Origin of the sequence: Bacillus sp. FSL R5-0439, assembly GCF_038008805.1 — a bacterium.
In the GTDB taxonomy this organism is placed as follows: domain Bacteria; phylum Bacillota; class Bacilli; order Bacillales; family Bacillaceae; genus Bacillus; species Bacillus safensis.
Window position 1 is genome coordinate 959,324 of record NZ_JBBOZW010000001.1, and the last position, 21,504, is coordinate 980,827.

The 21,504-nt window shown below is 40.6% G+C and carries 19 protein-coding genes; 12 read left to right on the forward strand and 7 right to left on the reverse strand.

What is annotated here, in order from left to right:
- Positions 1-2 precede the first annotated feature (2 nt).
- The 6 genes from glpK to NST59_RS04790 all read left to right on the forward strand — a co-directional run bounded on the left by glpK (position 3) and on the right by NST59_RS04790 (position 8,276).
- Positions 3-1,499, forward strand: coding sequence for a glycerol kinase GlpK (gene glpK / locus NST59_RS04765; protein WP_039177444.1), 1,497 nt, complete (start codon positions 3-5; stop codon positions 1,497-1,499).
- A gap of 139 nt (positions 1,500-1,638) precedes the next feature.
- Entirely contained in the window at positions 1,639-3,300 is a 1,662-nt protein-coding gene (gene glpD / locus NST59_RS04770) for a glycerol-3-phosphate dehydrogenase (protein ID WP_047202870.1), read from the forward strand.
- Between the two features lie 146 nt (positions 3,301-3,446).
- Entirely contained in the window at positions 3,447-5,192 is a 1,746-nt protein-coding gene (locus NST59_RS04775; RefSeq protein WP_144491034.1) for a phospho-sugar mutase, read from the forward strand.
- 156 nt (positions 5,193-5,348) lie between these two features.
- The gene (locus NST59_RS04780; RefSeq protein WP_059375324.1) at positions 5,349-6,494 is read left to right on the forward strand and encodes a GAF domain-containing sensor histidine kinase; all 1,146 of its coding nucleotides are present in this window, start codon (positions 5,349-5,351) and stop codon (positions 6,492-6,494) included.
- The gene (locus NST59_RS04785) at positions 6,491-7,141 is read left to right on the forward strand and encodes a response regulator (protein ID WP_059375321.1); all 651 of its coding nucleotides are present in this window, start codon (positions 6,491-6,493) and stop codon (positions 7,139-7,141) included. The genes NST59_RS04780 and NST59_RS04785 overlap by 4 nt, the downstream gene beginning before the upstream one ends.
- A 250-nt stretch (positions 7,142-7,391) precedes the next feature.
- Complete coding sequence (locus NST59_RS04790) at positions 7,392-8,276, forward strand: GNAT family N-acetyltransferase (RefSeq protein WP_064498240.1); 885 nt, start codon at positions 7,392-7,394, stop codon at positions 8,274-8,276.
- Between the two features lie 51 nt (positions 8,277-8,327).
- Here NST59_RS04790 and NST59_RS04795 read toward each other — a convergent pair whose 3' ends face one another.
- Positions 8,328-8,576, reverse strand: coding sequence for a YhdB family protein (locus NST59_RS04795; protein ID WP_024426598.1), 249 nt, complete (start codon positions 8,574-8,576; stop codon positions 8,328-8,330).
- A 191-nt stretch (positions 8,577-8,767) separates the two neighbouring features.
- Between NST59_RS04795 and NST59_RS04800 the strand changes: the two genes are divergently transcribed.
- Positions 8,768-9,088, forward strand: a complete 321-nt coding sequence (locus NST59_RS04800; protein ID WP_372555961.1) for a YqzG/YhdC family protein — start codon at positions 8,768-8,770, stop codon at positions 9,086-9,088.
- 143 nt (positions 9,089-9,231) lie between these two features.
- On the opposite strand, the gene NST59_RS04805 is transcribed toward NST59_RS04800, so the two are convergent.
- Together NST59_RS04805 and NST59_RS04810 are read right to left on the reverse strand one after the other, a co-directional pair.
- Positions 9,232-10,707 (reverse strand): catalase, encoded by a 1,476-nt coding sequence (locus tag NST59_RS04805; RefSeq protein WP_039177466.1) that lies wholly within the window; start codon positions 10,705-10,707, stop codon positions 9,232-9,234.
- Positions 10,708-10,867: 160 nt separating this feature from the next.
- Positions 10,868-11,299, reverse strand: a complete 432-nt coding sequence (locus NST59_RS04810; protein ID WP_039177468.1) for an Rrf2 family transcriptional regulator — start codon at positions 11,297-11,299, stop codon at positions 10,868-10,870.
- Between the two features lie 183 nt (positions 11,300-11,482).
- Here NST59_RS04810 and NST59_RS04815 point away from each other — a divergent pair, with 183 nt between their 5' ends.
- Together NST59_RS04815 and NST59_RS04820 are read left to right on the forward strand one after the other, a co-directional pair.
- Positions 11,483-12,682 (forward strand): globin domain-containing protein, encoded by a 1,200-nt coding sequence (locus tag NST59_RS04815; protein ID WP_341040299.1) that lies wholly within the window; start codon positions 11,483-11,485, stop codon positions 12,680-12,682.
- Positions 12,683-12,749: 67 nt separating this feature from the next.
- On the forward strand, positions 12,750-14,174 hold the full coding sequence (locus NST59_RS04820) for a SpoVR family protein (protein ID WP_428840014.1): 1,425 nt from the start codon (positions 12,750-12,752) through the stop codon (positions 14,172-14,174).
- Between the two features lie 48 nt (positions 14,175-14,222).
- Here the strand turns inward: NST59_RS04820 and NST59_RS04825 are convergent, their stop codons facing one another.
- Positions 14,223-15,587 carry an alkaline phosphatase gene (locus tag NST59_RS04825; protein ID WP_341040303.1) on the reverse strand — a complete coding sequence of 455 codons (1,365 nt, stop codon included), beginning with the start codon at positions 15,585-15,587 and terminating at the stop codon, positions 14,223-14,225.
- A gap of 353 nt (positions 15,588-15,940) precedes the next feature.
- On the opposite strand from NST59_RS04825, the gene NST59_RS04830 reads away from it, so the two are divergent.
- Positions 15,941-16,771: a C40 family peptidase gene (locus NST59_RS04830; protein ID WP_025093318.1), complete on the forward strand. Its 831-nt coding sequence runs from the start codon at positions 15,941-15,943 to the stop codon at positions 16,769-16,771.
- Positions 16,772-17,222: 451 nt separating this feature from the next.
- Positions 17,223-18,623, forward strand: a complete 1,401-nt coding sequence (locus NST59_RS04835) for an amino acid permease (protein WP_024425289.1) — start codon at positions 17,223-17,225, stop codon at positions 18,621-18,623.
- Positions 18,624-18,686: 63 nt separating this feature from the next.
- Here the strand turns inward: NST59_RS04835 and NST59_RS04840 are convergent, their stop codons facing one another.
- Genes NST59_RS04840 through NST59_RS04850 form a run of 3 tightly spaced genes read right to left on the reverse strand, consistent with a single transcriptional unit; the run spans position 18,687 to position 20,507 of the window.
- A complete protein-coding gene (locus NST59_RS04840; RefSeq protein ID WP_024425288.1) occupies positions 18,687-18,977 on the reverse strand; it encodes a hypothetical protein in 291 nt (96 codons plus the stop codon).
- A complete protein-coding gene (locus tag NST59_RS04845) occupies positions 18,965-20,023 on the reverse strand; it encodes an anti-sigma factor (RefSeq protein WP_341040307.1) in 1,059 nt (352 codons plus the stop codon). The genes NST59_RS04840 and NST59_RS04845 overlap by 13 nt, the downstream gene beginning before the upstream one ends.
- The gene (locus tag NST59_RS04850; RefSeq protein WP_024425287.1) at positions 20,016-20,507 is read right to left on the reverse strand and encodes a sigma-70 family RNA polymerase sigma factor; all 492 of its coding nucleotides are present in this window, start codon (positions 20,505-20,507) and stop codon (positions 20,016-20,018) included. Before NST59_RS04850 ends, NST59_RS04845 begins: the two co-directional genes overlap by 8 nt.
- Before the next feature lie 370 nt (positions 20,508-20,877).
- On the opposite strand from NST59_RS04850, the gene NST59_RS04855 reads away from it, so the two are divergent.
- Positions 20,878-21,480 carry a lysophospholipid acyltransferase family protein gene (locus NST59_RS04855; protein WP_039177489.1) on the forward strand — a complete coding sequence of 201 codons (603 nt, stop codon included), beginning with the start codon at positions 20,878-20,880 and terminating at the stop codon, positions 21,478-21,480.
- Positions 21,481-21,504 lie beyond the last annotated feature (24 nt).

Below are 21,504 nucleotides of genomic sequence, written 5' to 3' on the forward strand. Positions count from 1 at the left end.
CCATGGCAAAAGAAAAATATATTCTCGCTTTAGATCAAGGGACAACAAGCTCAAGAGCGATCTTATTTGATCAAGAAGGCAAAATTGCACATACAGCTCAGAAGGAATTTAATCAATATTTTCCGAACCCAGGCTGGGTAGAACATAACGCAAATGAAATTTGGAGCTCTGTTCTATCCGTCATTTCAACTGCTTTAATTGAATCAGGCATTGAAGCAGATCAAATCGCCGGTATCGGCATTACGAACCAGCGTGAGACAGCTGTTGTTTGGGATAAACATACAGGCGCACCTGTTTATAATGCAATTGTTTGGCAGTCTAGACAAACGTCAGGCATTTGTGAAGAGCTAAAAGCGCAAGGACACAATGAAACGTTTAGAAATAAAACAGGACTTCTCATTGATGCTTATTTCTCAGGGACAAAAGTAAAATGGATTTTAGACAATGTAGAAGGTGCTCGTGAGAAAGCAGAAAATGGCGACTTGCTGTTTGGCACAATCGATACATGGCTCATTTGGAAGATGACAGGCGGTCAATCACACGTCACAGATTACTCCAACGCGTCAAGAACGTTAATGTTCAACATTTACGATCTGAAATGGGATGAAGAATTACTGGATATCCTTGGCGTACCTGCTTCTATGCTTCCAGAGGTGAAACCATCTTCACACATCTATGGTGAAACAACAGACTATCACTTCTTCGGCAGAAATATCCCGATTGCAGGAGCTGCGGGAGACCAGCAGTCTGCACTATTCGGTCAGGCTTGCTTTGAAGAAGGAATGGCGAAGAACACGTATGGTACAGGATGTTTCATGTTGATGAATACAGGGGAAAAAGCAATTAAGTCGGATCATGGTTTATTAACGACAATTGCATGGGGCATTGACGGTAAAGTTGAATATGCTTTAGAAGGAAGTATTTTCGTAGCTGGTTCAGCGATTCAGTGGCTGCGCGACGGACTGAGAATGTTTAAAGACTCAAAAGACAGCGAAGCCTATGCGGAGCGCGTTGAGTCAACAGAGGGCGTATATGTCGTTCCAGCATTCGTTGGTCTAGGCACACCATACTGGGACAGTGATGTCAGAGGCGCTGTATTCGGATTAACACGCGGTACTTCTAAGGAGCACTTTGTCCGTGCAACGTTAGAATCACTTGCTTATCAAACGAAGGATGTTTTAGATGCGATGGAAAAGGATTCAAACATCTCATTAAAAACTTTGCGTGTAGATGGCGGAGCTGTAAAGAATGATTTCTTAATGGGCTTCCAAAGTGATTTGCTGGATGTACCAGTAGAGCGTCCAGAAATTAATGAAACGACGGCACTCGGTGCGGCCTATCTTGCGGGAATAGCAGTTGGCTTCTGGAACGACCGTTCAGACATTGCAAAACAATGGAATCTTGACAAGCGCTTTGACCCTAAAATGGAAGAGGACAGCCGTGACTCGTTATACAGCGGGTGGAAAAAGGCTGTAAAAGCAGCTCAAGCTTTCAAATAAACCAAAAGTATGGTATACTTCAAGTAAGTTAATAGAACGGTTGGAGAACTGGAGAGACCGCAGGCACCGAAGTGTAGAAATACGCTTTGGGTGTTTGCGGTCTCTTTTTCTTTACCGTACAACATGGGAGGAACAAGAGATGACTTTTTCTAGCTTAGAAAGAGAACAAATGCTGCAGGAAATGACAAAAAAACCATATGATGTGTTTATCATTGGTGGGGGTATTACAGGCGCTGGTACAGCACTTGACGCGGCTTCACGCGGAATGCGTGTCGGTCTTGCAGAAATGCAGGATTTCGCAGCAGGTACGTCTAGCCGCTCAACGAAGCTAGTGCACGGCGGGCTTCGTTATTTAAAACAATTTGAAGTGAAAATGGTCGCAGAGGTCGGTAAAGAGCGTGCCATCGTATACGAAAATGGTCCTCATGTCACGACGCCAGAATGGATGCTTCTTCCGATGCATAAAGGCGGGACATTTGGGAAGTTTTCAACCTCTATTGGACTGAGAGTATATGACTTTTTAGCGGGCGTAAAGCATAGCGAACGCAGAAGCATGCTAAGTGCGAAAGAAACACTTGCAAAAGAACCGCTTGTCAAAAAGGACGGCTTAAAAGGCGGCGGCTACTATGTTGAATATCGTACAGATGATGCACGCCTCACAATCGAAGTGATGAAAGAGGCTGTGAAATTCGGAGCGGAAGCGGTCAACTATGCGAAAGTAAAAGAATTTATTTATGATAAAGGCAAAGTGGTTGGTGTTGTCATTGAAGATGTTATGACGAAGAAAACATACGATGTGTATGCGAAGAAGATCGTCAATGCGACAGGTCCATGGGTAGATCAGCTTAGAGACAAGGATCACTCAAAAGAAGGAAAACACTTACAGCATACAAAAGGAATTCACTTAGTATTCGACCAATCGGTCTTCCCATTAAAACAAGCGATCTACTTTGACACACCTGATAAACGTATGGTCTTTGCCATTCCAAGAGAAGGCAAAACGTACGTTGGAACAACAGATACAGTGTACAAAAAACAGTTGGAGCATCCGCGTATGACAAAAGCGGATCGTGACTATGTTATCCAAGCGATTCAGTACATGTTCCCTGATCTCAATATTACAGAAAAAGATGTGGAGTCCAACTGGGCCGGTCTTCGTCCGCTCATTCATGAAGAGGGCAAAGATCCTTCAGAAATTTCTCGTAAGGATGAAGTGTGGACATCATCTTCAGGCTTAATCACCATTGCTGGTGGTAAATTAACAGGCTATCGCAAAATGGCTGAGCATATTGTCGATCTCGTACGTGATGGATTGAAACAAGAGACTGGCAAAGATTACGGTCCATGTAAAACAAAACATATGCCAATCTCAGGCGGCCATGTAGGCGGATCTAAAAACATGGCAGCTTTTGTTCAAGCGAAAACAGCAGAAGGAGCATCTGTTGGTTTAACAGAACCGATTGCACAAAAACTAGCTGAAAAATATGGTTCAAACGTCAGCAGTGTCTACAAACGAGTAGAGCAGCTTCAAGGGGAAGCAGACAAACGAAACATTCCAGCATATGTGCTGGCAGAGCTTGTCTATGCGATCGAAGAAGAATTAGCTGTAACACCTGTCGATTTCTTTTTAAGAAGAACAGGAAGCCTATTATTTAATATCAATTGGGCAAAAAAATACGCACAGCCTGTTGTTGATTACATGGCAGAGCGTTTTGGCTGGGATGAAGCAGCAAAACAGAAACATCAAACAGAATTAGATCAATTATTCCATGAAGCAGTCGTACCGCTTGATGCTGAATAAAAGGAAAAGCCGATCATGTATCGGCTTTTTTTATTTATTCTGCATTTTTTCCAACTGCCAATGATATAGCATGACATAAAGGGGGATTCCATATAAAATAACAGTAGATGTTATTTTATTGATGATAAGAGCTGGGGAGGACGACCATGAGTTGGAAGACGAATTATGAGCGATGGATCAATGAGAAGCACCTGGATACTGAACTAAGGGAATGGCTGGAGACGCATCAAGATGATCATCAAGCACTTGAAGACTGTTTCTACAAAAACCTTGAGTTCGGCACTGGAGGAATGCGCGGTGAGATTGGTGCAGGCACGAACCGAATGAATGTGTATACGGTTCGTAAAGCTTCAGCAGGTCTTGCTGCGTATATTGCGAAACATGGAGAGGATGCAAAAAAAAGAGGCGTCGCCATTGCATATGATTCACGTCATAAATCGCCTGAATTTGCGATGGAAGCAGCCAAAACACTTGCTTCACAAGGCATTCAAACGTACGTATTCGATGAATTGCGTCCGACACCAGAGCTCTCCTTTGCGGTTCGTGAGCTGCATGCATTTGCTGGAATCGTTGTGACAGCAAGTCATAATCCACCAGAATATAATGGCTATAAAGTGTATGGTGAAGATGGCGGGCAGCTGCCTCCATTTGAAGCAGATCAAGTCATTCAAGAAGTAGATGCAATTGAAAATGAACTGTCGATTTCAGTTGATTCTGAAGAAACGTTGAAACAGCAAGGGCTGATCAAAATGATCGGAAAAGAAATCGACCAGGCTTATATTGAAAAATTAAAAACCATAAGTGTGCACCCTGAGCTGGCACATGAGGTCGATGTCAAAGTCGTGTTTACTCCGCTTCATGGGACAGCCAATCATCCTGTCAGAAGCGGACTTCAGGCTCTAGGTTATCAGCATGTCACGGTTGTGCCTGAGCAGGAAAAACCAGACCCACAGTTCTCAACAGTGACCTCGCCGAACCCAGAGGAGCACGCAGCATTTGAGTATGCCATCAAGCTTGGCGAAAAACAAAATGCCGATATCCTCATTGCCACAGACCCAGATGCTGACAGGTTAGGCATTGCAGTCAGAGATCACGAAGGAGAATTTACCGTCTTAACAGGCAACCAAACAGGCGCCCTGCTGCTCCATTATTTATTGTCTGAAAAACAAAAGCTGGGTCAGCTGCCGCCTCGTCCTGTTGTGATGAAAACCATTGTCACAAGTGAGCTTGGGCGTGCTGTAGCATCAGCTTTTGGTGCCGACACGATAGACACACTTACAGGCTTTAAATTTATTGGAGAAAAAATTAAGCAGTTTGAAAAGAGCGGAGAATACACGTTTCAATTCGGTTATGAAGAGAGCTATGGCTATTTGATCGGTGACTTTGCCCGGGATAAAGATGCGGTGCAAGCGGCACTATTAGCCGTTGAAGTCGCTGCCTTCTATAAAAAACAGGGCAAGTCCTTGTACGACGCGCTTGTCGATATTTTCAAGCAGTTTGGATTTTACCGTGAAGGATTAAAGTCATTAACCTTAAAAGGAAAAGAGGGAGCAGAGCAGATTTCAGCGATCCTTCATACCTTTAGAACAAATCCGCCAGCTGCCATCGCAGGGCAGCGCATCACAGTGATCGAGGATTACCAATCAAGTCAAAGACATCTTGTGGCTGAAAAGAAAGAGGAAACCATTCATCTGCCAGCATCAAACGTGCTGAAATATTTCCTTGAGGATGGTTCGTGGTTCTGCTTAAGACCTTCCGGCACTGAGCCTAAAGTGAAATTTTATATTGCAGTCAAAGGCACATCTTTAACAGATAGTGAAGAAAAACTAAAGCATCTGTCAGAAGAAGTGATGAAAGTCGTTTATGATATTGTGGAAGAAACAGCGAAATAACGAAAGACAAGGCCATCGTGTATGAATGCATGATGGCTTTTTTCTCAGTCAAAAGGATGAGAAAAAATCATTCTTTTGGAGAAAGAGCCGCGTGGGGACTCATGGTATAATGAGCGTAATGATAAGTGAAGGCTGCAAATGCCGGGGGTAAACAGTATGGGAGAATACCAAGAGAAGGTTGAAACATTAAAAACGTTAAAAGAAATTGCTGAAAAGCTAAATGAAGGCATGGAAATGAAAGAAACGCTCCATGAAGTGCTCCATATGCTGATGGATGTCACAGGCTTTCATTCAGCATGGATTTATTTTATAGAAAAAGACGGGTCATATGAACTGATGGCAGAGGTTTCTTTACCTGAAGCACTCGCAAAGCATCAAAAACAGCTCATGTGTCAAAATGATTGTTATTGCATCAATCGATACACAAAAGGCTCACTGCAATCAGCCACCAATATTATGAACTGCAAACGGATTGAAACGGCGATTGAACAAAAGCTTGGAGATACAGAAGGGATTACACATCATGCGACGGTGCCTCTACAAGCATGTAAGCGTACGTTCGGCTTATTAAATGTGGCGGCAAAGGGAAAAGTCACATTTACACAAGAAGAGCTGAATTTGCTTGAAAGCATTGCGCTTCAAATTGGTACAGCGATTCAGCGGATGAAGCTTGTGCAAAATGAACAGCAGCACGCCCTTTTACAAGAAAGAAACCGGCTGGCACAGGATTTACATGATTCTGTCAACCAAATGCTATTCTCTGTGAGTCTGACTGCTAAGGCTGCACGGCAAATGACAAGCGATCAGAATCTAGGGGAAATGATTGATTTTATTCAGCATTTGTCACAAGACGCTCTGATTGAAATGCGGTCACTCATTTGGCAGTTGAGACCAAGAGGCCTTGAAAAAGGGTTTACGACAGCAATTGAAGAGTATGCTCAGCTTTTAGGATTACGCTGCAATTTATCTTTATCAGGCTGTATAGAAATGGATCATTCTCACAATGAAACTTTGTTTCGGGTATGTCAAGAAGCGCTGAATAACTGTCAAAAACATGCGGAAGTAGAAGAAGTCGAGGTCAAACTTGAGCAATCAAAAGACACGTTTGAGATGAAAATCATTGACCTCGGAAAAGGTTTTCAATATGACGAGCAGATGAGCCTTCCTTCACTTGGGCTGAAAGGGATGTCTGACCGCATCCGAAGAGCAGGTGGAACATTTTGTATCCATTCAGAGTTAGGGAAAGGAACAACGATTCATGTAAAAGTGCCATTTTCACAAGAAAGGAAGGGATCGTCATGAGAGTTGTCATTGCAGATGATCATCATATTGTGAGAAAAGGCCTGGTGTTTTTCTTACAGACACAGCCTGATGTGGACATCGTTGGTGAGGCGTCCAATGGGCAAGAGGCATTAGAGGTTGTCAGAGATACTCAGCCTGACATTGTCTTAATGGATTTGTCTATGCCTGTCATGAATGGCATTGAGGCAACGAAACAAATGATGCTGGAAATGCCGGACACCCGCATTGTGATCCTGACAAGCTATGCGGATAAAGATTATGTGATTCCCGCTATTCAAGCAGGGGCGAAAGCCTATCAATTAAAGGATGTAGCACCAGAAAAGCTGCTTTCGACTATGATTGAAGTACAAAATGGCACCTATCAGTTAGATGGTCATATCACGACCTTTCTTGTGCAGCATCTGACAGAGCCAAAAGAGCAGAAATGGGCATTGATGAAAGAGCTGACCAATAGAGAGCGAGATGTTTTATTTGAGATTGCAAAGGGCAAAAGCAACAAAGAAATTGCCTCATCTCTGTTTATTTCTGAAAAGACTGTCAAAACGCACGTATCTCATGTATTATCAAAGCTAGAGCTGGCAGATCGAACCCAGGCGGCTCTGTATGCAGTGGATTATCAAAAAAATCAGCCAAAAGAGCTGCTATGACAGAAAGGATCTTAGTCGTTATGCTAAAACTTTTAAGCGCACATTCAATTCAATGAATTGAATAAAAAAGAGCACAGATGTTGGTTATTTGATGTGCGCTTTTGTGTAAAAAGAGAGGCATGTATAGTCTAATTTCTAATAGAAAAACGTAAAAGACTTGACGAGTGGATGCTCATCAAGTCTTTTTTTATTTTATAGGAGGTGATGAACTGGTCAATCACAGGTGAATTTAAAATGGGAGGGAATCAAAGTGGGAAAATATGAATTAGTAAGTGATTATCGCCATGATGTCAAATTAAAAGAGAGCTTTAATAAGCTTGCGATCGATACATTTGATTTGGATTTTAGTGACTGGTACGAAAGAGGCTATTGGGATGAAAAATATATACCTTATTCCTTTGTACATAACGGGAAGGTAATCTCTAACGCTTCTGTCTATCTTATGTCAGTGATCATTGATGGGCAAACGTATCGAGCAGTTCAAATCGGCACTGTTATGACAGATCAAGCCTATCAGCGTAAAGGATTAGCGGCAAAGTTAATGCAGCATATCATGGATGAATACAAAAATGAGTGTGATGTCATCTTTCTTTTTGCTAATGAAACTGTGTTAGATTTTTATCCGAGATTTGGTTTTACCCGTCATCACGAAAGTGAATTTAGCTTAAATATCAATAAAAGCGCTGTTCAAATAAAAAAAGGCGTAGATGTTAAAAAGCTGACATTGGAGCAAGACCTCTCATTACTTGAACGTTTCGCAGAAAAGCGGCAAACTCACTCAATGAAGCTGGATGCTCAGCATCACAGCAGCTTATTGATGTTTTATTTTACATTAGTATGGCCGGATGCCATTTTTTATATTGAAGCATTAGATACCATTGTGCTGATGAATGAAGAAAATGAAACGATGCATGTGTTCGATATCATTTCGCTTCAAACACCAAATGTACAAGAAGTTGTAGAAAGCATTGTGAAGGAAACAACGGAAAAAGTGATTTTTTATTTCACGCCTGATACGACAATTGAAGGTTTACACGCAGTTACGAAGCCAAATGACGAGGATGCACTATTTATTTACACAAAGGAACATTGGGCAAAAGGCCACTTTATGTTTCCAATCACAGCGCACTGCTAATTGTATGTAAAAAGGAAGGGCTAAAATAAACTTCATTCTAGCCCTTTTTCTTTATGTGTACATCGGTTGTGAATAGACTTCAGAAGCAGCAGCCTCTGAAGCGTGGTCAATGTACTGCAGGAGCCCATATAAACATTTTTCAACATCTGCATCGTTCCGGTTAAATTGATACGCATGTAAGAAATGCTCAATACGTTTCGAGAGCAGATCATCTTGCGTACGTACCATAAGAATAAGTAAATTATCCCATTGCGAGCGATGCGTATAATAAAGTGCTTTATCATAATCCGCCACATTCATTAAACCTTCTCCTTTCCCTTGAGAAGTCCTCATTAGTTTGCTCGGATCATATCGACTTTTTCAGGGGAAAAGTTGGTGTCCGCATGAATTGCGTACCGGGAATTATAGGCTGAATAATTGCTTCATGTATGAAAAAGGACCAGCCTGCTAAACCTAAACAAAACATATATGAAAGTGAGATCAATGATATCATGCAGCCGAAATGGTGGATGCTTATTGCAGCAGGAATCGTTTTGCTTGGCAGTTTGATGATTCATCCTGCATCAAAAGCAGCGGTGCAGCCGTTTGAAAATTGGGAAAGACTCGCGTACACAGCGTTGCAAGATGAATATAAAGGTGCCGCTTTAAACGATTATCATTACATTGGCCGGACAGAAGTAAATGATGAGCAGACAAAAGATGTGTTTCGCGTAACTGTTAAGGAAGGCACAACTCGCTTTGCAGCACATGCAGAAATTTATTTTCATCCGGTGACCGGTCATTTGATTAGTATTAACGTGTTTCGACTATAAAGAAGCACATTTTTTGTAAAAGGTGCTCGAGGCGTTCTGACAAACCCTCAATAACTGCCTTTACTAGCACGCTCAAAAAAAGACAAAGGGCCAAAATTAAGATCATTTTAGCCCTTTGTCCAACGATTTATTTCGAGATGGATTTACTTCATGCTTCCTTGAAGATAAGCGCGAATATCCACACCAAGTGAATCCGCTAATCGCTGACCGTAATCTTCATCGGCACGATAGAAGTTGCAGATTGCAAGTAATTTTGTTTTGTCATTTACATCTTTCAAATCAGCCGTTAGGTTTTTAATCAATGCTTGTTTCTCTTCCTCAGAGTAGCTTCTATATCTTTCCCCAGCTTGTTTGAAATCGTTCGGTTTTTCAATTTTTTGTCTCACCATACGGTCACCGTGAAGAACTGGCTCACTTTCTTTGTAGTGAGGGTTTTCTTTTGGCTGATCGTCATAACGGTTGGGTTCATAGTTAATATGACCGCTTGGACGAGTCGTTGTCATAAAGCCATCCTGCTGGTTATTGTGTACAGGTGCATAAGGGCAGTTAACCGGAATGCGCATGTAGTTCGCACCAAGACGGTGACGCTGCGTATCAGGATATGAGAACAGACGACCTTGAAGCAGTTTATCTTCAGATGCCTCAATTCCTGGAACAAATGCACTTGGCGTGAAAGCAGACTGTTCTGTTTCAGCAAAGAAGTTTTCAGGATTGCGGTTGAGTGTCATGCGTCCAACTTTTTGAAGCGGGTAATCTTCCTCGCTCCACGTTTTTGTTGGGTCACATGGATCATAATCAAGTTCATCATAATCGCTAAGCGGCATAAGCTGAACATATAAGTCCCATGCTGGGAAGTTGCCTTTTTCAATGCGGTCATATAAATCTCTTGTCGCATGCTGGAAGTCGTTCGCTTGAATTTCTGCTGCTTCTTCCATAGATAAGTTGTGAATACCTTCAGAAGGTCTCCAGTGATATTTCACATATTTTGCTTCACCGTATTTGTTCACCCATCTAAATGTATGCACACCAGAACCGCGCATTTCAGCGTAGCTTGCAGGGATTCCTTCGTCAGAGAAGAGCCATGTGAGCATATGAGTGGATTCAGGTGTTAAGGTCATAAAATCCCAATAACGGTCAGGATCTTGAATATTGGTTACAGGATCTGGCTTGAGAGAGTGAACCATATCAGGGAATTTCAATGCATCACGAATAAAGAAGATCGGCAAGTTGTTACCAACGAGATCATAGTTGCCTTCTTCTGTATAAAATTTGACAGCAAAGCCGCGCGGGTCACGTAAGGTTTCAGGTGAACCTTTTGGATGAATAACGGTGGAGAAGCGAACGAAAACGTCTGTTTGTTTTCCTTCTTCACTTAAGAAGGCTGCTTTTGTATGTTTCTCCATGCTGTTTTCTACTTCAAACACCCCGTAAGCGCCGGCGCCTCTAGCATGAACGACACGTTCTGGAATACGTTCACGATCAAAGTGTGCGAGTTTTTCAATCAAATGGTAATCATCAAGAAAGGTAGGTCCGCGGTGACCAGCTGTTCTTGAGTTTTGGTTATCGCCAACAGGAACGCCTTGGTTCGTTGTCAAATTTTTATGATTTGAATTTGTCATTCTTTTCTCCTCCTGTAAACAAAAAAGTGTTTTCTAGCAATCTATATACCCTAATTATATTGAATCAAACATGATAGTCAATATTTATTTATAATAATTTTAAATAAATTATTATTACAAGAAGGTAAAGAAAAAGACGAAAGAATAAAATTCTTTCGCCTTAAAGCAGGAGCTCCCTGAGAGCATCTTTGTTTTGTGTTAAATCTTTTAGTGTGTATCGGTCAAGAACGCTTAAATAAGCAGTGAGTGCTTCATGAAGTACATGCTTTAATGAACAAATCGGGGAGATGATGCAGCCGTTTTTCTTTGGATCAAAGCATTCAACCATGACTAAATCATCCTCTGTATAACGGACAACCTCTCCAATGTTAATGCTTTCTGGGCTTTTTCCAAGCCTGATCCCGCCATTTCTTCCGCGAATCGTGTCTACATACCCGCGTTTTCCAAGATGATAAATCACCTTCGTCAGATGATTTTTAGAAATGCCATAAACATCGGCAATCTGCTGAATATTTGACAGTTCATTGTTTTCTCTTGATGCTAAATAAATGAGTACCCTTAATGAGAAATCTGTGTAATTCGTAAGTTTCATTTTGACGACCTCTAAACCTAATAGAGTTTTGTATCATCGTAACACATTTTAGACAAAAACTGTTCGAGAAAGTGTGAAATGTGACAACATTTAAAACATGTATTATAAATATTGCTTTTAGAGACTGTCATCCATTACGATAAAGATGTATTTAAAATACTTCTTTTGAAAGAAGGAATGACGATGTTATCTACAGATCAAATGAATGCAATAAAGCAATCAGCTCCTCTACTAAAAGCCGAGGGAACCAAACTTGTCACTGTTTTTTATCAAAATATGATTCGCCAGCACCCGGAGCTGCTCAATCAATTTAATAAAACAAATCTTATGAACGGAAGTCAGCCAGAGGCACTTGCTGCGACATTATATCAGGCTGCACTGCACATTGATCGATTAGAGGAATTACTTCCTGCGGTCAAACAAATTGCCCATAAGCATGTCAGTGTCATGGTCAAAAAAGAGCAGTACCCAATTGTCGGATATCACCTGATTGAAGCGATGAAAGATGTGTTTGGTTTAAGAGAAGAAGATGACACTTTATTAGCGTGGAAAGCTGCATATGACATCATTGCGAATATTTTCATTACCATTGAATTAGAAATGATGGATGAAAATGTGAAGCAGACAGGCGGATGGGCAGATGTGAAGCCGTTTGTGATAAAGAAAAAGAAGCAAGAATCTCCATCGTTTATCTCCTTTTATTTAGTACCAGAAGATGAATCAGAGCTGCCAATGTATAAAGCAGGCCAATACATTACGGTTCAGACAGATATGCCAGGAGAAGCCTATATGTGCAGCAGACAATACAGCTTATCAGACGAGCATCATCCATCTTATTACCGTATTACAGTGAAGCGTGATGGTCATGTGTCTACATTTTTGCATGATGAAATGGAAGAAGGGGACGTTCTTCAAGTGAGTATGCCGCAGGGAATGTTCTGCTTGCAACATGACATAAAAGAGCCTGTTTATTTCATCAGTGCTGGGTCTGGTGTCACACCAATGATTGGTTTAGTGAAAACTGCAGCACAAAATAGCCGGACATTTACGATGATTCATGCTGATCGACTAGAGGATGTCACCGCTTTTGAAAATGAGTTTGAACGCGTTTTAGCTTCAGCTGTCCATGGGCGCATCATTCTATGTAATGAACAATTTGCGCAGTCTGGAAAGGGTGAGCTTGTTGAGAAAGCGGCTTGCCGCATTGATCATCCATTTCTTCAATCGGTGATCGGAGAAGGGAAAGGCCAATTTTATCTATGCGGTTCCCCGGTGTTTACACAGGAGATCATTCATGTTCTAAAAGAGCTGGGAATTCCAGCAGACCATATTCATTTCGAAGCATTCGGCGGGCAATCCACGAAAGAAATGGAAGTCGTCTAAACGGTTGGCGGAACATCATGTTTTTTTACATACGCTCATATAGTAGGGATAAGTCCGATGAGGAGGGATGGTTTCCTTGAGCGTATCTGAAAAACGTCTTTTACAAAGAGCGATTGATGAAATTACAGAAATTGCAGAAGGATTTGGTCTAGATTTTTATCCGATGAGATATGAAATCTGTCCCGCGGAAATTATTTATACGTTCGGTGCATACGGAATGCCAACACGATTCAGCCACTGGAGCTTTGGGAAGCAATTTCATAAAATGAAGCTTCATTATGATTTAGGGTTAAGTAAAATTTATGAGCTGGTGATCAATTCAAATCCTTGCTACGCCTTTCTACTTGATAACAATACGCTTGTTCAAAATAAATTAATTGTGGCTCATGTACTGGCACACTGTGATTTCTTCAAAAATAATTGCCGTTTCCAAAACACAAAACGAGATATGGTCGAAAGCATGTCAGCAGCGGCAGAGCGGATCAAAGAATATGAGCATATCCACGGAACAAAAGAAGTCGAATCCTTTTTAGACGCGGTATTGGCTATCCAAGAGCATATTGATCCGTCTCTTGTTCGATCAAAATTAAGCTGGAGTATGGACGATGAAGAAGAATATGAAGATGATAAACCAAAACGTCAAACGCCTTATGATGATTTGTGGGGAATGGATGAGCCGAAGACGCGTCAGAAAAAGAAAACCGTCAAACAATTTCCACCAAAGCCGGAAAAGGATCTTTTACTCTTTATTGAGGCGCATTCCCGGGAGCTGGAGCCATGGCAGCGGGATGTTCTTACTATGCTGAGAGAAGAAATGCTCTATTTTTGGCCGCAGCTGGAAACAAAGATTATGAATGAAGGCTGGGCATCGTATTGGCACCAGCGGATTATGCGGGAGCTTGATTTGGATACAAGTGAATCGATAGAGTTTGCAAAATTAAATGCAGGTGTGGTGCAGCCATCTAAAACAGGCATCAATCCTTACTATTTAGGGCTGAAGATTTTTGAAGATATCGAAGAGCGCTATGACAACCCGTGTGAAGAATTAAAAAAAGCAGGGGTCACAGAAGGATCTGGCCGCAGCAAAATGTTTGAAGTCAGGGAAATTGAATCGGATATTTCCTTTATTCGAAACTACTTAACGAAAGACCTTGTGATGAGAGAAGACTTGTACTTGTTTCAAAAGCAGGGGAGAGATTATAAAGTCATTGATAAAGAATGGAAGGCGGTACGTGATCAGTTAGTCAGCATGAGAGTGAATGGCGGCTTTCCGTATTTGACCGTGATTGATGGCGACTATTTAAAAAATAATGAACTTTATATCAAGCATTGGTATGAAGGCATTGAACTTGATCTGAAATACTTAGAAAAAGTCCTGCCGTATTTATATCAGCTATGGGGAAGAAGTGTGCATATCGAGTCCGTTCTTGAAGGAAAAGAAGTCATGTTTTCTTATGATGGAAAAGGGGTTCATAGGAAATATCTCGCATAAAAAAAGACGAAAAAAGATGTCTCTTAGCAGACATCTTTTTTGCTCGTTTTATTGGTTTTTCAGCAGTTTGAAAATGTGTTTTGCTTGATCGGTGTTTTCCATCAGACCTTTTAGCTGCTGGCTTGTTGGACCATATGCATAGAATGGAACTTCATCACCGGTATGACCTGATGTGGTCCAGCCTGTATGTGATCTCGTGTTGATCACTTCTTCAATCGCATCATCAATTTTAACAGCATCCTTTGTTTCAGCGGCCTTTTGAATGGCGGCTGTTTCCTCTTTTGTGAAATCAAGATTGATATATAGTTTCAGCGCTGACTCAATAGGCATGCCGCTGACAATTTTGTTTGCGATAAAGTCAGGCGTCTTTTTTGCTGCTTTGACAGGCTTGTAATCCCAGCTGCCCGAACCGTCTGCTCCGAAGGAAAGTCCGCCAGTTGAATGATCTGCTGTCGTGATGACTAACGTGTTTTTATCCTTTTTCGCAAAACGAATCGCTTCTTCAAATGCTTTCTCAAAATCCTTCACTTCGCTCATCGCACTGACAATATCATGATCGTGTCCAGCCCAGTCAATTTGACTGCCTTCAACCATAAGGAAAAATCCTTTTTTGTTTTTAGACAGCTGTTTGATGGCTGAGGATGTCATATCTTGCAGGGAAGGAGTCGTTTTATCACGATCGATGGCTTTATCTAGACCTCCATCAGCAAAAATGCCTAACACTTTTTCATTTTTGTTTTTTTGTAAGGCGGCTTTATTGGTGACATAATCATAACCGGCTTGTTTGAATTCTTTCGTCAGATCACGATCCTTTCGCACAAAATCGACAAGTCCACCGCCAAGCATGACGTCGACTGTATGCTGTTTACCGATTTTCTCATCGAAGAAATCATCAGCGATGGCTGCTGTGTTTTTCCTAGACACATCGTGAGTGGCATACGCAGCAGGCGTGGCATTCGTTAATTCAGATGTCACGACAAGACCCGTTGACTTTCCTTTGCGTTTGGCTTCTTCTAAAACGGTTTTTAATTTTTTGCCGTTTTTATTTACACCAATGGCATTGTTGTATGTTTTTTTACCAGTGGCCATGGCTGTACCAGCCGCTGCTGAATCAGTAATGTTACTTTTAGAGTCGTCAGGGTATGTTTTATGCATGCCAGTGAGGTAAGGGTCAAACGCTGTTTGCTTTGAAAGGTCACCGTTGTGTTTAAATGAGCGGTAAGTTGAAAGATAAGGTGTTCCCATGCCATCTCCAATCAGCACGATCACATTTTGCACATCATTTTTCGGCTTCTTTTTAGCCTCAGCTTTGTCAGCTTGTCCAAATTCAATCCCTGAAAAAATGCCAATCGATAGCACAGATGCTGCTGCCACTGCAGCGATTTTCGTTTTTGAGTTTTTCAACACACTCATTCATTTTGCCTCCTCATTGTTTATGTATCGCTCTTACGTTTACAATGGTAGAGCAGAAGTGTGGATTCCTTTTTACAGCATCGTAAAGTTCACTTTAAAATTGTAAAGGTCCACTTTACATAGAATGAACCAAAAAGAGAAATGAATGTATCATTTATCCATGACAAGGTGTGATTATTTTGTCATGATTGTGTAATGAAAATGAAATAAAAAGAACCCTAAAAAAAAATAAATTTTGCCGAATTAATAAGCATAATGTCGTAGGAAGTCAAGACTATTTCTTCTGGTATTTGATCCTTATAATAGGGAGTAGATAAAAAATCGGATCAGATAGATACATACAGGAGGAACAAATGAAAAAACAATTGATCACAGCTGCAAGTGCAGTTCTACTTGGGACGACATTATTTGCCGGAGCTGCCTCAGCACAATCAGTAAAAGTTCAAAAAGGTGACTCTCTTTCTGTTCTAGCGAAAAGATACAAAACAAGCGTGAGCAAAATTAAATCAGACAATAAGCTGAAATCTAACGTAATTTATGTTGGACAAACCTTAAAAGTGAATGGCACTTCTTCGAAAAAAGCAGTGAAAACATCAAAAACAACAACAAAAGTAAAAACGGCTTCAGCAACTGCCACTCATAAAGTTGTCAAAGGCGATACATTATCGAAGATTGGCAAAAAATATGGGATGACTGTGAAAGAGCTGAAATCGTTAAATAAACTTAAAACAGACCTCATCAAAATCGGACAAAAGCTAAAGGTGAAAAAGACGTCTAAAGTAAAGACGAAACCTGTAAAAGAAAAAACAGTCTCTACTTCTTCCTTAAACACGTCTAAGCTCATAGCAGATGCTAAAGCGCAGAACGGTACACCATATAGATGGGGTGGAACGACACCGAAGGGCTTTGATTGCAGCGGATTTATGTGGTATATCATTAACAAACAAAAAAAGATTTCAAGACAAACCACTGAAGGCTTCTGGGGATCGATGAAAAGTGTATCCAAACCAAAAGTTGGAGATTTTGTCTTCTTTACAACGTATAAATCGGGTCCATCTCACATGGGTGTCTACCTTGGGAACAACAAGTTTATTCATGCTGCTTCTGACGGAGTAACGATCAGTGATATGACATCAAGCTATTGGAAGCCCATTTATCTTGGAGCGAAAACATTTGTAAACTAATTCATTTTAAGAGACTGCTATGAAGCAGTCTCTTTTTTCATATATCAATTGTGCCGCGGAACTGGTCTTTTCTCATAGATCACTATCAGTCTAAAGGCTTTAAAATAATATAATTGTGGACCCACTTTTTAAAAAAGGGTCTAATTTTTGTTGCATAATAAGTATACTAAAAAAATATAATCTGCTATGTTGTATAATAAATAGAGAAAGACAAGCTATCAATTGAATAAGGAATGGAGAAAATCTAACCCACTTATTGACAAACATTCCGTTGATATATAAGAATTTTCACTCTATTTTTAAAAAAAGTGTTTTCATTTTTTAATTTTCATATATAATAATTTTACGCCACCAATTTATTGTGCTAAATTTAATCTAAATATTCAGAAAATATTGTGAATTACATGAATGTGGCGTCTTTAGACTGATACTAAGTTTTGGGAGTGATGGTATGAGCAATTCGTTGTTTAGAAAAAAGAGCATTTCAGAGCTCATTGCGGCAACACAAGGGGAAAAAGCATTAAAAAAGGAATTGGGTTCATTTGATTTAACCATGCTTGGCATTGGAGCCATAATCGGGACAGGGATATTTGTTCTGACAGGTACAGGAGCCGTCACTGCAGGGCCAGGACTTGTTCTATCATTTGTCATCGCAGGTCTTGCTTGTTTGTTTGCAGCACTGTCATATGCGGAATTTGCTTCCACAGTGCCTGTATCAGGGTCTGTGTATACATTTACGTACGCATCAATGGGGGAATTTCTAGCGTTTATCATTGGCTGGGATTTAATATTAGAATATATGCTGGCCGCTAGTGCCGTTTCAGCGGGCTGGTCGGGCTATTTTGTGTCATTTTTAAATGGGATAGGGATTCATATACCAGTTGAATTAACAGCAGCACCAGGTGGTTTAAAGGGGCAAGTGACATATTTTAATCTTCCAGCATTTATTATTTTAATGGTCATCACCTTCCTGTTGTACTTTGGTATTAAAGAATCAAAACGAGTAAATAACATCATGGTTATTATGAAAATTGCTGTGATTCTGCTCTTTATTTTAGTCGCTGTGAAATATGTAAAACCTGAAAACTGGACACCATTCGTTCCATTTGGGACATCAGGGGTCTTAAGTGCAGCAGCCCTAGTATTCTTTGCATTTATCGGTTTTGATGCAGTAGCTTCCGCGGCAGAGGAGACAAAAAATCCATCACGCAACCTGCCTAGAGGGATTATTACTTCCTTATTGATTTGTACGCTGCTTTATGTTGTTGTTAGTGCGATTATGACGGGCATCGTTCCTTTCATGAATTTTGAGGGAGTATCACATCCAGTGTCTCTCGTTTTACAAGTAGCCGGACAAAACTGGGTGGCGGGTATTGTGGATGTCGGTGCGATCCTAGGGATGACAACCGTGATGCTTGTCATGCTGTACGGCCAGACACGCGTGATGTTTGCTATGTCTCGTGATGGTTTGGTGCCGAAGGTTCTATCAAAGGTTCATCCAAAGCATAAAACACCTTACATCAATACACTGTTCTTCGGTACATTGTCAGCATTAATGGGTGGATTTATTCCACTTGATGAGCTGGCAAGCCTAGTGAACATCGGGACACTTTCAGCATTCATTTTGATTTCAGTGGCGGTCATTGTGATGAGAAAAACGCAGCCGGACTTACCGAGAGCATTCAGATGCCCAGCAGTTCCGCTTATTCCGATCTTGGCTATTCTATCTTGCGGATTGCTCATTTATAAGCTTGGTGCAATCACCTTTGTTCGTTTCTTAATCTGGCTTGCCATTGGGCTGGTTGTGTATTTCTTATATTCAAGAAAGCACTCAGAATTGAATAAAAAATAAATTAAAAAAGCCCGTGCTACTTGGTGCAGTCAAGTAACACGGGCTTTTGCTTTTGATTGCTGATTAAAAACCTAACTGAAGATCGACATCGATTGATACGATGGCATAGACACAAACAATGACAAAGATATTCAGTACGACACCGAGGAAACCTGGACCCGTACGGCCTTTTTTAATGAACAGTTCAATAATGCCAAATGGAACTGCGGCCATTGCAAAAGGAAGCATTTGAAAAGAATAAAATGTCACGTTGCTGATAATGGCGAGGTTTAGCATGAGCAGGGATAATATCGCTGTGCCGACAGAAATCCAGCCAAATACATTATGCTCTTTAAAGATTCTTACCAATTCCATAATTCCACCTCGCTCACTTTTGCCGTTTTAATACGTTTTGTCTTCACAAATTTCTCAATTTCTTTAGAAGGTCCAGTGACCACAGAGCCATAAACCGTGACGCCATTTTGATCGATATAGCGTATACGATTAGACAGATCAAGATCAGGTCTGCCGGAGATCGTTGTTGCCCAGGTCGGGTGCTGATTGACATAAGCAAGGGCATCTTTGAATTGATCTACCTCAGTTTTGGATGTGTGCTGAAGCTCTTTTAAAAATTCAGAGTCTTTCCCAGGAAAGCCGATTGGCCGCTGATTTCCACTTAATGAATCCTCTGTTTTAATCGCATTCCACAGCACTTTCATATCGTATTTTTTAGCAAAGGAATAAACATCCTTTGGTGTGTAAGCTTTGTCATAGGATACATACACTTCACTTACTGTTCCTTCAGGAAGCTTGTCTAACGTAGTGAGTGTTTGTTTTTTTGAGGCATTTGCCTGCGCCGAAGGATGAGTAAAGAAACCTTCTGTTTCGCGTGCACTGTCACCATAATAAGAGATAGTAGGCTGCTTTAATTTATCGAAAAACATCTCGATTTGTTCACTGCCAATGGCTTCTGTTTTATTGCCAATTTGTTTTTGCAGCTTCAATTCGGTGTTCATCCCAAAAAGTTTGACCTGACCTTTTAAATCCTTCATATCTATAGCCACGTTTGGTTTGGTCAAAGCGACGGTGACAGCGGCTGTTTCCATGAAGTGATTGCCTTTGCTCTCGGCTCCGCCAACGCCGTAGTATAGATAACTTCCTAATGTACAAAGCGGTAAAATAATGAGTGTTGATATGACAGCAAGTACGGAAATACGTAAATATGACTTTCTTTTTCCGTATTGTAAAATGGCTTTTTGCTTCTCAGGACTGATGGAAAAATCTGTCCAATCCGAGTCGTTCAGTTCCTGGCTTAAGCGTTTTTCGTTTTCTTCAAGCTCTTCCTCAAACGCTATCATTTCTTCCTCATTCATCTCACCATTATTATATTTTTCCCATCGCTTGTTAAACTCTTCATTCATCATTAACACCTCTGTTGTAAAGTGCTTTTAGGCGCTGCCTTGCACGAAATAAAACACTTTTAAAATTTGCTTCAGTAATATTCATGACCTTGGATGCTTCCTTGTAATTTAGTTCTTTTAAATAATACAATGTCAACGCTTCCTTGTAGTTATCTGGAAGCTGCTCCAAATACATGGTGAGTACTTCCTTTATTTCAACCTGTTCAGCAGGGCTTTGTACAGACGTTTGTAAAAGACCGCCAATAAGGTCATCCGATATGGTCACTTCTTTTTTATGTTTCCTGACATAATCAATAAAAGCATTTCGTGCCACCTGAAATAACCAAGGTTTCACTTTGCTATGGTCGTAGGAATGAATATGTATATAAGCACGCATAAAGGTTTCCTGCAATAAGTCCTCTGCCAAATGTTTGTCTTTTGTCATGGAGAGCAGAAACCTGTAAACATCGTTCATATACATTTGATAAATTTCATCGATCGTCACTGATTTTTCTCCCCTCTATGTTATACACGCATAAGAAAGGCATAAAGTTGCACGAAACTTCTCATTACCGTACATTACTCATTTCTTTCGCCGAATCAAAATCATTTCTCCTTATCATAGCGAAATTTGCATCATTTATAAAGTATTTTCAATAGAACAAATCAGGAAAAAACATCGAAAAACGACAAAATTGGACACAATTCCTATTCTATTCTCCCCTAAAACCATGTGCTTGAATACAGTCAGAACGTTCATTTTAAACGAAAAAGACAGGGAGGATTGGGCTGCTCATAAATTTTTAGTACCAGGTAATAAAAAATTTGTTATAATAGAGACAAATCCTTCATTTTTCAAACAAAGGAAGTGCACTATGTATAAATTTTCAGGCTATACCGTCAAATTAATATTTGGTCTCCGAGGTGGAATCAAAGTATATCAAAAAGAGAATCTGCCAACTGATCGGGGGTTTGTCATTGCTTGTACACATGAGGGTTTTGTGGATGTTCTTGCATTAGGCGCAGGAATTCTTCCGTTTGAGATCCATTACATGGCGAAAAAAGAATTGTTTGCGAATAAATGGATCGGTGGATTTTTAAAAAAGATTCATGCCTTTCCAGTTGATCGAGAGAACCCTGGGCCAAGCAGTATTAAAACGCCCATTAAATTATTAAAAGAGGGAAAGATCGTTGGGATTTTTCCAAGCGGAACACGTACAACAGAGGATGTTCCTTTAAAAAGAGGGGCAGTGACCATTGCGCAGCTCGGTAAAGCGCCAATTGTTCCAGCTGCATATAAAGGACCTTCAAATGCGAAAAGTCTTTTCAAAAAAGGGAAAATGCGCTTAATCATCGGTGAACCGATTGAACTGTCTGAATTTGACCATCTCCCGCCAAAAGAAAGATTAGGTGCCATGACGGAAGTATTAAACACGAGAATCAAAGAGCTAGAAGCTCAATTAATTGAAAAGTCATAAGAAAAACGACCGCTTGCTTAGGCA